The 13,355-nt window shown below is 32.7% G+C and carries 3 protein-coding genes; all 3 read left to right on the top strand.

Translation table 11 applies throughout. From position 1 onward, the window contains the following. The first annotated feature begins 221 nt into the window (after positions 1-221). Positions 222-1,283: a tetratricopeptide repeat protein gene (locus DCO46_RS20045; RefSeq protein WP_116754260.1), complete on the top strand. Its 1,062-nt coding sequence runs from the start codon at positions 222-224 to the stop codon at positions 1,281-1,283. 1,673 nt (positions 1,284-2,956) lie between these two features. Beyond that, entirely contained in the window at positions 2,957-9,109 is a 6,153-nt protein-coding gene (locus tag DCO46_RS20035; RefSeq protein WP_116754258.1) for a fibronectin type III domain-containing protein, read from the top strand. 71 nt (positions 9,110-9,180) lie between these two features. Further along, complete coding sequence (locus tag DCO46_RS20030; protein ID WP_116754257.1) at positions 9,181-13,224, top strand: DUF6443 domain-containing protein; 4,044 nt, start codon at positions 9,181-9,183, stop codon at positions 13,222-13,224. The last annotated feature ends 131 nt before the right edge of the window (positions 13,225-13,355 follow it).

Here is a 13,355-nt window from a genome sequence, read left to right as displayed (position 1 = left end):
CTAACCCCTTAAAATATTTAATATGATAAAAAATTACTTTAATTAAATATCAGTTTGATGACTTTTAAATCCTGTCACAGGTTTTGAAAGTACAATTTTAAATAAAGAAAAGTAGATTGATAAATTTACTTCAGCAGGATATTTATAAAAAATATCAAATGCGTTCAACTTTATAAATTGCTTTGACCCAAAATCTAACTAACAATCAAACCTGATATACCATGAAAATGAAACTTTTACTATTATCAATAATTTTGATAAATGTCTGCGGCTATTCTCAAAGTGCGCAAATTAAAGAAGCCCAGGGGCTTTTTGAAAAAGGAGATTCTCAGGCTGCATTAACTATTTTAAACAAGACTGAATATCTAATTATCAATGCCCCGGATGGTGATAAATCTGATTTTTATTTTTTAAAAGGAAATGTACTAAAAGATCTGGCTGTCAAAAATATCGATGCAGCCAACAATTTTACATTGGCTTCACAAGCTTATCAGGATGTTTTTTTATTCGAAAACGAATCGGGTAAATTTAAATATACTGTAAAGGCGAATGCGGCATTAAAAGAAATGAAATCTAAGCTTGTTAATGGAGCAATGACTGACTTTAAAGCAGGTAATTTCAAAGAAAGTGCTGCCAAAAGTTATGAAGTTTATATGTTTGATAAAAAAGACACCTTAAACTTAGTCAATGCTGCAGCTTCATCTATAAATGCTAAAGATTACGATTCGGCGATTAAATATTACGAGCGATTAAAAAAGATTAATTATTCAGGAAAAGGCGTTCTCTACTTTGCTACAAATAAGAAAACAAAAGAAGAAGATCTCTTTATTTCGCCAAAAGCCAGACAATCAGCTATTGAGCAGGGACTTTATGAAAAACCAAGAACCGAATCTGTTCCTTCTAAGAAAATAGAAATAAACAATAATCTGGCATATTCTTATCTGGAGAAAAAAGATTTTGCAAATGCAGAAAAGATTTATAATTATGTTTTAGAGCTAAATCCTAATTATATCGATGCCTATATTAATCTGGCATATTTGAAACTGCAATTAAAAAAATCTTTGGTTGATGAAATATCTTCTCTGGGAACTTCTCCAAGTGAGATGCAGCAATATGATAAGCTAAATGCCAAAAAAGATGATATTGCCAGAAGTGCAATTCCGTATCTTAAGAAAGCACTCGATATTGAACCTAAAAATCCCGATGTAACAAAAACCCTGTTAGGAGTTTACAGATCTCTTGATATGACAAATGAATACAATGCCCTGAAAGGGTCAATGTAATTTTATAAGATGTTGAGGTTTTTAAGTTTTGAATTTCTGGGAATTACAAAAAAAAAGCTGTTTAAAATTCTAAACAGCTTTTTTAATATGTCAAATTTGAATTTAATCGTAATTCAAAGAGACTGATGAATCTTTTATTAGATGACTATTAATACGAGCTTTATAAGAATTACAAATAAAAGTTTAATAAATACACTTATCATTTTAATAATGATTAAACTACAAAGCTAAATCTCCCACCGTTCTGAGAAACTCAGAGAATTATTTGTTGATTCATTAAAAGATACTAACTGAAAAAGCAGTAACCAAAATACTGTCTAAAATGTCTAAAAATGAAAATTCGGAAAATTTAATCACAGCAATAAATAATCACCTCGCGCTAACGAACGAGCAGGCTAAAAGCCTGAAACATTTTTCGCTAACAAGTAAGAAAGCTACAGCTAAAAATGTGATGCTATGGAAGGTCTAATCAAAGAAGGAAAGCATAGTGAAGAAATCGAACATTGCTGCATCAAAAAAAATGTATAATATAAATTTTTAACATACCGCAAGCTTGTAGTTTTTGCAACCTCATTGCATGATGATATGCAGTTTTGCTGTTGGAGAAAACTTTAGCAGAAGAAAAAGAAACTTATACATTCTTCACCGACACAGCATATAATACTATCAATTTTAATGCTAATAAGAAGATAAGAATCAAGAGTAAATTTTAGTATTGCACCACTCTGATATAAATATCTGGCCTATATTTACAAGCACAGGCCTTTTATATAAATATTGATAATATTAGGAAAATAGTGGCGTGAAAGGTAATAAATCTTTATCAGTTACAATAGCCACATATGGTCTATGCTATTTAAAATATATTATTCATTCACGATGACAGTGATGATGCTGATGTACTTATCCAAGCTATGATTTATTAGATAAAAATCTTTCCTGCCGATGTGGAAATGAATCTTGTTAACTCTGCAATTTTGAAAAGTACTGAAATTCTGCCTGACCTAAAATTCCTTAATTACAATATACCAGTTTTGAATGGAGTTAATTTCTAGAGGAAAAGATAAACAAAATGAAGGAAATTTCTGTAATTATTTATTCCGTATACTCAGCAAATGCCGCATAAAATCAATCTATAATCCACTTTGTCGAAAGGTTTTTGAGAAAACCCAATAGCTTTATTGAGCTGAGTGCTGTATTTAAAAATTTTAGAAGAGCGATAGCTGAATTATAAAGACAGTACTGAAAACTTTTCTTTTATTGAAGACTGGACATTTTTAACTCATAAAAATGCTTTAGCTCCTATAGAACAAGGTTGTTAGTTAAAAAACTCGCATACAATAGTTTACATGACAGACTCATTACGTTTATTTCTTTTTTTCATGATTAAAATTGTTTAACTATACAAAAACTCATCTGTTATATCTTAAGTTGCTAATCTTTAAATACTTAATCATATGTCTACTTTTGCTTACAAATTAAATCTATATTGATTGAAAGAAAAAAAGTATCATTGTGTTAATTTTTTAAATATTTAATATTTATTTAAGTTACATAATCAAAAATGCTTTTTAATATATGATAATTTGTGATTTATTATCTTTTTTGCTCATGATTATGCTAAAATCACTGTTTATGCTAATTAGTCACAAGTAATTTTACAAAAATAAAATATGAAGCAAATCTTTTTTTTCCTTTTCTTTCCATTATTATGTTTAAGCCAGGTAAATGAATCAAATAAATTGCCAGCCTTAACGCCTACAAGTCCTAAAAGTTTTGAATTCTTAAAATTTACTGAAACACCAGTTAGTAAGTACACCGGCATCCCAGAAATTTCAATTCCAATTTATAATATTGAAGCCAAAGGACTTACTATTCCTATTAAACTAAATTATTATTCTAATGGATTTAAAGTCGAGGAAGAAGCAGGATCAGCAGGTTTGGGCTGGACATTAAACGCAAATTGGAGCATTATACAACAAGTTGAAGGATTTGATGATTTTGCATCACTAACCAGAAATCGTACGATGCCAAATTTTGCTAATATTATTGATGTACAATGTAATGGTTCATGTCCTTCAGGTAGCTCTATTGTGAGTAATTGTGATATTTTTTTGCTTGGACTTAGTGGTGCACCCCAAAATTCAAGTACTGGAGAAATTCCAACTGCATATCTTTTCGGAGATAACAACTATGTCAATACTTTAGTACTAGGTCAAAAAGATTTTCAACCTGATATTTTTAGTTTTACTGTTCCTGGATATTCAGGAAAATTTATTCTTGATTGGAAAAATGATCAATTTGTATGTCTTACTGATAATAAAGTTAAAATCACTGCATTTAATTATAATGGTGTTGATGCTCCTACTAATTTTGCTATTTTGGTCCCGGATGGGCATGTTTTTACTTTTACTTTAAAAGAACAAACAATAATTGATCAAAATACTTCACAACAAGAAGCTTGGCCTCAAGTTCCTTCAACTACAGCACCGGATATAGCAGGTACTGTTTCATCACGAGCCTATCAGCTCACACAAATAGTTACAAATATCGGTGATACTTTGTATTTAGATTATACGACTACAAATCCAATTAAAAATTACCCTAGTGTTTCACAATCCAAGGTTTTTTATGATACACAAATGGGATTTAAACCATTTCCGAATGAAATGAGTGATACATTTACCAGTTATTCTTATACCAGTCAACCTTATTCTTATCTAAATAAAATAACATTTTCTAAAGGGGTATTATCATTTAATTATTCGGATAGAATTGATTTAGTCGGATCAAAAAAATTAGATAATATTGAATTGCGTAAAACAACAGCCGGAAGTATAATTAAAAAAATTGATTTTAGTTACGATTATTTTATTGGTCACACATCAGGGACCAATTCGGATTCTTTTCTATCAAGCTCGATTTCAGTTATTAAAACACCTCAGGAACTCACACACCGATTAAAATTATTGTCTGTTAAAGAAACAGGTCAGAATCCTTATGTTTTTGAATACGATACTGAAGTATTACCGAAAAAAACTTCGTATGCAAAGGACTATTGGGGGAACTATAATGGTGTATTGACAAATAATTCGAATTTTATTGATATTTATAAATTTAATATTGCCAGAGAATATATGCACTATTATGATTACAAAGATAATATTAATAGTAGCGTGCTTCAATATGCAAAAGCGGCTGTTTTAAATAAAATTACATATCCTACGGGTGGTTATACCATTTTTGATTATGAATTAAATTCGTTTTCAAATATTAAGGTTCCAAGTCTAAATCAGGGAATTGCAAAAAATTTCAGATTATCAACCGTACAAAATGCATCATTAAATCTGGATCAGATTGTTATGATTGAAGGTGGGAATACAATTTTTAAGGTTTCAGGAATGCTTAGCACAATAGGATGTTATCCAACATATCCTGAGGCTTATTCGAGTTGCTATTTTAAAGTTATTCATTTTAAGAAGGAATTAATGGACTATATAAAAAGCAATCCTTCTTATAATGCACATTTAAATTCTTATGGCCTAAAGTATGTTCTTGCTGTGGACTTAGATTTTCTTGATGGAAATCCGTCAAATCCACAACTTTATAATACTTATGCGGATAATGAAGGTGGGAAAATAGGGAAAACTATTAACCTAAATGCTGATGAATTTTCATCAAACATTATCTATAATCTATCTGAAGGTATTGCATATTTTATGGTAAGTGGAGGTTGTGGAAACAATGGTTCGAGTACAACAAATTCAAGTCAGGCAACTTTTAATATTTCCTACAATGATTATAAACCAATTTTGGAAACAGAGAGTGTTGGCGCTGGAATAAGGGTAAAAGAAATTATCAATTATTCGCAATATTATACAAAGGCTACAAAAAAGAGCTATTCTTATCAAGGAGGAAGATTGATGGGAGGAATGAATTATTTCAATAAAGTATGGATTCCAAATTATGGATGGATTAATATACAGGTGAATCAATCTGTTGGATATAAATTAATTTTAAACTCCAGAAACTTTACAGCTCCTTCTGGTAACGGGCAGGGACGATTTGTTGGTTATGATAGTGTCGATGAATCAAATATTAATTTTGATAATCCAAACGCTGTTGAACAAAATGGTAGAATTAGAGAATATTTCGTCAATAATCCTGAGATAGGCAGTACGGTACAGGGTTTTTATGCAGAACTTCGTATGCCAATTATTCAAAATGAGAAAGATAATGGATTACTCAGGAAGCAGGAAATTTATGATAAAGATAATAATTTACTGAAAGAAATATCTAATGGTTATGGGTTTGTTAAGCTAAATTGTTTCAGTGGAATGAAATGTATATTCCGTGAAACAAAGTATTACACAGCCGGCAATATGTATGGGACTTATTCGAATTACACAGTTGGAGTTTACCCTATTAGGGGTTCCTATTCTCCACTTGAAGTAAGTACTGAGAAAACATATTACGGTTCGGAATCTGTAACAATAAGAACAGATTATACTTATAACGCTTATAATCAAATGACATATAGTAAGTCAAACAATAGTAAAAATGATCTTATTGAAACTTTAACCATGTATCCTAAAGATTTCCCTAGTAATTCTTTAAATAACACGGCTCTTTTGATGGCTAATAAAAATGTTTTGTCGCCGATAATTTCAAAACAAATAAAGAAAAATGATATATTAGTTTCAAACGAAGAGTTCGAATATTTCTTTAAAAGTGGTTCAAATAATCCCGCAATTCCAAACATCTTTACTCTGACTAAATACAAAAATGCGAAAGGTACCAGTCCATTAGAACCAAAGATTAGTTATAATTCTTATGACAGTTTTCTTAACCTGACAGAGGTTTCTAATGAATCTAATTACAATTCATATATTTGGGGATATAATGGACAATATCCCATTGCTAAAATTGAAAATTCGCAATATAGTAGCATTACTCCTAGTTTAATTACTGCTGCACAAACAGCCTCTAATACTGGTACAGAAGCACAATTATTAACAGCTTTAGATAATATAAGAACTGCTCTTCCATCATCTTTGGTTACTACCTATACTTATTTACCACTCATTGGAGTAAGTACAATAACTGATCCTAAAGGAAATAAAATAACTTATAGTTATGATAGTGCAAATAGATTAGAATTCATAAAAGACAAGGATTTAAATGTTTTACAGAGGTATTGCTATAATTTTATAGGTCAACAAACGGATTGTACGATAGGATCGGGCGTGCAAACAATTTATAAAAGTGTTTTTAAAAGTGCCATTTTTACAAAACAATCGTGTGGTGCGGGTTACATAGGATCTCCTTACACCTACACCGTTCCAGCTGGAATGTATTCTTCAACAGTCTCACAAGTAGATGCAGACAATCAGGCAAATACAGAGATAACAGCATATGGACAAAACTTTGTTAATGTCAATGGTAACTGTATATTAATTATTCCACCACCAACAGGACTAACTTTTATAAGTGCTACTGCTTCGTCAGTAAACTTTTCATGGACAGCTGTTTCAGGAGCTACCGGATATAAAATTTATAAAAATGGTATTTATACAAATACAGTTAGTGCTCCTGTAACCACAGGTTCACTATCAGGATTGACTGCTTCAACAACTTATTCCATTCAGGTTTTAGCTACTAATGGTACAGATGATGGTAGTTTATCACCTTCTGTTTCTATGAGTACATTACCATCTGCACCAATAGGATTGGTTTTTAATAGTGCCACGGCTTCGTCAATAAATTTTTCATGGACACCCGTTACAGGTGCTGTCGGCTATAAAATTTATAAAGATGGAGCTTATGTAAGTAGTATTGCTGCTCCAGCAACTACAGGTTCTTTATCAGGATTAACAGCTTCAACATCTTACGGCGTTCAAATACTGGCTACAAATGCTTCTGGAGATGGTTCTTTGTCTGGTACTGTTTCTATGAGTACATTGCCATTAGCTCCTACAGGACTTGTCTTTGCAAATGCCACCTCGACCTCAATAAACTTCGCATGGACAACTGTTGCAGGAGCTACTGGTTATAAAATTTACAAAGATGGAACTTATGTAAGCAGTGTTAATGCGTCAACAACTACAGGTTCTTTATCAGGGTTAACAGCTTCAACATTTTACGGTGTTCAGATACTGGCTACAAATGCTTCGGGAGATGGTCCATTGTCTGGTTCTGTTTCTATGAGTACATCGCCATCAATTCCTACAGGACTTCTTTTTACAAGCGCTACCTCGACCTCATTAAATTTCTCATGGACAGCTGTAACGGGGGCTACGAGTTATAAGATATATAGAGATGGTATATATGTCAGTTCTGTAACCGCACCTGTAACTTCAGGAGTTATATCTGGATTGGTTGCCTCAACAAATTATAGCATCCAAATATTAGCCACAAATGTTTCTGGTGACGGAGCTTATTCCGCAGCTGTTTCTATGAGTACAGCACCATCAGCACCTACAGGATTAACTTTGACTAGTGCGACTGTTTCATCATTAAATTTCTCATGGACTCCGGTTTCAGGAGCTGCTGGATATAAAATATATAAAGATGGAGCATATAATACGTCGGTAACAACAACTATCGGTAATATATCAGGATTGACGATTGGAACAAGTTATAATATTCAGGTTCTTGCGTATAATGCATCTGGCAATGGAGACTTGTCTTCTCCTACAGGAATGTCAACAATAGTGGCAGCTCCAATCTCACTTGGTTTAACAAATTATAGTACTTCAACATTAAGTCTTATATGGTCAGCCGTTTCAGGAGCAACGGAATATAGAATCTACAAAAATGGAAATTATGTTAACAGTGTTTCTGCACCTATAACTATAGGATCTTTATCTGGACTGACTCCTGCAACGACATATGGTATACAGGTGAAGGCAGCGAATGCTTCAGGAGAAGGGGCATTTTCTTCTCTTGTTTCAATGACTACTGCGCCAACAGCACCACCAGGATTAGTTTTTAATAGTGCTACATCTACTTCGGTAGGTTTTTATTGGACAGCTGTCACAGGGGCTACCGGGTATAAAATTTATAAAGATGGGATTTACATTAATTCTGTTACTGCACCAACTAATACAAGCTTATTAACAGGATTAACAGGTTCAACATCTTATAATGTTAAGGTATTAGCATATACTGAGAATAGTAACAGTGATTTTTCACCAACTGTCCCAATGTTGACATTGCCTGCAGTGCCAACAGGGCTTAGTTTTACCAATTCGGGAATTTCGTCTTTAAATTTTTCTTGGTCTGCAGTTCCCGGAGCGGTAGGGTATAAAATATATAAAAATGGAGTATTTGCTGCTAATGTTAGCAGTACTACTGGATCTCTATCAGGATTATCAGCTGCAACAGCTTATTCTATTCAGGTTCTCGCTTACAATGCAACTGGTGATGGGGGGTTATCTTCTTCTGTTCAAATGACTACCAGTCCCGCAGTGTTAGGATTTTATAAAACTTCTGGTGCATATCCTGCCACAGGAGGAGCAGGACTAAACGGTACGATAGTAAATCCTTCAATTCACACACTGTATGTTTATACAGTAATTCAGTCTGCATCAGCATCATCGGGCACAGGAAGTGGCTATGTGAATATAAATGGAAGTACAATAGGTGCAGGAGGTTCTTTTACACAATATGGACAAAATTTCATTTCTAATAATTATGTTATGGTTACTAGTGGTTCAACTGTTCCTGCATCCGGAAGTTATGGAGGAGCTACAGGCTCTCAAATGATTTTAGCTTATTCTTCTTATCCGGGGGGAGCTTTGACTTACTGGTCAACTGCAAATTGATGATAAAATTTTATTTAACAATTTGTTGTTAAACCAGAGCAATCAAAAAAATAAATATCTAAAAAGGTAAAATGAAAAAACATCTATCCATATTATTTCTATTTATATTAAGTAGTATAAGTGTTGTGTCACAACAACTTAGTGATGAAAATTTTGTTTATTCTGAAACTCCACAAAAGGCAGTGCAGAGTAATAGCTATAATTTGTTGCCTAAAACGGACATACAAAAAAATATAATTTATTTTGATGGCTTGGGTCGCCCAAAGCAGACTATTGGCATCAATAAAGGTCCTAATAAATTGAATACAAATTTATTAGATTGGAAAAATAACTGGGCTTTGGGAAACAGTGTAATCTCCTTTTTTACACAAAATGGAGGATTGACAGAAAATATTAGAATAAATGGACAGAATCCGTTTGGTAAAATTGACAGATTATGGAGATGTATCAATGATGCAGCAAGTGACGCAGATGGTGGATGGAATACGTCTTTAATTCCGGTTGATAAAACCCAGTCTTATCAATATGCTGTTTGGGTAAAACGAACAGGAGGACAGAATGGAACTACTTATCACGGTACACAAAATGTGGTAAATCTTGATGGTAGTGCTAATTCCAATCCTTATTTTTGGTATGGTAATTTGCCAGCTTTAGACACGTGGTATCTAATGGTTGGCATGATTCATCCGGCGACTTATGCAGGAGGTTATTCTGGCATAAGTGGTGTATATGATATGGCTGGTAATAAGGTATTAAATGGAACCGACTTCAAATGGAGTAGCACAACTATAGATGCCTATTTCAGAAGTTATTTATATTACTCAACTGATCTTGGAGTAAGTCAGTATTTCTATAATCCTTTGTTGCAAAAGATTGATGGTAATCAAGCCAGTATCTCCGGAATAATCAAAGGATTTGAATCCAGCGATATTATAACACACATAGGATATGATAATTATGGAAGACAATCACAGGATTATCTGCCTTATGCAATATCTAGTACTGGTGGTTTAATACAAACTAATGCTGTTGCAAATATATTGAATTATTACAATACGGCTAAATATGAAAATACTTTAAATCCTTTTAGTGAAAAATCCTTTGAAGTTTCTCCATTAAATCGTATTATCAAACAAGCTTCCCCTGGAAACAATTGGAAAACGCAATCAACTTCAGGCCATGAAATAAAGTTTAATTATTGGACCAACACTTCAGAAGAAGTAAAACAATTTATTGCTGTGAGTACAGATCGTCTGTCTGATTTAGGTCTTTATGAGACATCTATTACACAAACAACGACTTATGGTGTAGGGCAACTCTATAAAACAATCACAAAAGATGAAAATTGGTTATCTGGTTTAGATAAAACAACTGAAGAATTTAAAGACAAAGACGGAAATTTAGTTTTAAAAAGAACTTATAATAACCAGGATCCTCATGATACTTATTATGTATACGATCAATATGGAAATCTATGTTATGTATTACCACCGTTAGCAAATGGAGCTTTTGATGACACGACACTCAACTTATTATGCTACCGTTATAAATACGATTACCGTAACCGCTTAGTAGAGAAAAAACTTCCGGGTAAAGAATGGGAATATATCATCTATGATAAGTTAGACAGGCCAATTTTAATTCAGGACAGTAACCTTAGATTACTTAATAAATGGCTATTAACTAAATACGATGCTTTAAACAGGCCTGTTTATACAGGGGAATATACTAGTACCTTAAATCGTAAAGCAGTACAGGATTTAGCTACTGGTAGTATAGCAGCTACGTCAGAGCAACTGCAAGGTGCTACAATTATTGGTGATATGACCGCATATTATAGCAATACTGCTTTTCCTAATAATAATTTTAATTTGAATACTATTAATTATTATGATTCCTATAATTTTGATTTAATAGGTCCATCGCCTTCTACTGTTATTTCTTACGGCCTTGTGCCTGTAAGCAGTGTAAAAGGATTGCCAACAGGAGGTAAAGTAAGAGTATTAGGAACAACTAAATGGATTACTAATATAATTTATTATGATACTAAAGGCAGACCAATTTATAGTTACAATTATAATGACTATCTCGAAATTACAAATGCACTAAAAAGTAAGCTTGATTTTACGGGACAGGTAACAGAGACAACAAGTACTCATACAAAGGCAACTGTTACAACAACTGTTATAGACCAATTTGTTTACGATCATATGGGAAGGTTCTTAACACAAAAACAAAAAATAAACTCACAGCCTGAAGAAGTTATTGCATTTAATTGTTATGATGATCTTGGACAATTGGTAAACAAATCAGTAGGAGGAAAAACAAATCAAAACCGTTTACAAAATGTAGATTATACTTATAACGTAAGAGGATGGCTGAAAACAATAAACGATGTTAATGTGATAGGTACGGATTTGTTTGCTTTTAAGATTAATTATGATCTGCCATCAGTAGGTACAGCCTTATATAACGGTAACATAAGCCAAACATTTTGGAGAACAGCCAATACTGACAGTTCTGTAAGAAATTATAATTATAGTTATGATGCTTTAAATCGAATCACTTTTGCCGCAGATAATCTTGGATTCTACAATGAAAATCCAACGTATGATAAAAACGGTAATATAAAAACATTATTTAGAAATGGGAATACTATTCCCGGAAGTGCTACTTTTGGAACAATTGACAACCTGACATATACCTACGACTCCGGGAATAGGTTACAAAAAGTTGAAGATAATGCGGCAAACAATGAAGGTTTTAAAAATGGAAGTAATACGATTACAGAATATACATATGATGCAAATGGTAATATGAAAACTGATGCCAATAAAGGTATAACAGCTATAACATATAATTATTTGAATCTTCCAGTCCAAATAACCTTGACGGGTGGTAGTAATATTAATTATGTTTATGATGCCATTGGTGTAAAACAGAGAAAAGTTGTAGGAACAATAACGACAGATTATTCAAATGGTTACCAATATGAAAATGATGTATTGCAATATTTTCCTCAACCAGAGGGATATGTGGCTCATAGTGCAGGAGTTTTTAGTTATATTTACCAATACAAAGATCATTTAGGAAATATTCGACTAAGCTATGGTGATGCGAACAATGATGGTACGGTTTACAGTTCTGAAATTATAGAAGAAAGTAATTATTATCCTTTTGGGTTAAAACATTCAGGTTATAATGGAGTAACAGCCTTAGGAAAAGGAAATAGTACGGGGCAAAAGTATAAATACAATGGAAAGGAGTTGCAGGACGAACTGGGGCTTAATATGTACGATTATGGAGCAAGAAATTATGACCCAGCACTTGGTCGATGGATGAATATTGACCCGCTGGCTGAGAAAGTTTTTAATTTTTCACCTTACACGTACGCTGTTAACAATCCGATATATTTTGTTGACCCAGATGGTAAACAAATTGATATTAGCTTGATTTATAAAAAAGATAAGGAAGGAAATGAAGTTCGTGATAAGGATGGTAATCGAACTTTAACAAACATAAATATTACAATAACTGGAAAGGTAATAAATTTTTCAGATAATAATGTTGATATGAATCAAGCAGTTTCTGATATTACTTCTTCACTAGAAAAATCATTCAGTGGCAATATGGATGGCGTTAAAGTTAAAACAAAGGCAAATTTCTCTATTGCAAAATCAATGAATGATGTAAAAGACAGTGACCATTTGCTTGTTCTAGCAAATTCTTTTAAACCTCAAAAAGATGCAAATGGTCAGTTTGGCGATGTTTATGGAGCAAGTAATTTTATTGGTGGAAGAGTTGCTTTTGTTGATGCAGGTTATTTTTCTGGCTGGTATGACAAATATTTTGGAAATCAAGGATTAAGAACGTCAACTCATGAATTTGGGCATTTATTTGGACTGGAACATGTAATGGGAGGATTGATGCAACAAGGTGGAGAGGGTACAAATTTAACATCCTCGCAATTTGGTACAATTCTTCAAAATTATGACAAGAAGAAGCTCAACTATGGAACTAATTCAACAATTTTTGGGCTTCCAAATACGGGAATTATTGGTTCGGATAATGTCATATTGACAAATACCAATGGCAGAGCAAAGAAGAAAAGTTAATCATTAATTGTTTTTGATATTTAATTAAAATGAGAAAATGCAGTAAACGCATCTGTTGCAGACATTCATTATCGTCAGACAGAAGTAAATGGTCAGACTATTTTTTATCGTGAAGCAGGTCAGGCCGGAGC

Source organism: Flavobacterium sp. HTF (assembly GCF_003105115.1).
Classification (GTDB): Bacteria; Bacteroidota; Bacteroidia; order Flavobacteriales; family Flavobacteriaceae; genus Flavobacterium.
The sequence above is the reverse complement of the archived record's forward strand: the minus strand, read 5'-3'. Positions and strand labels throughout refer to the sequence as shown.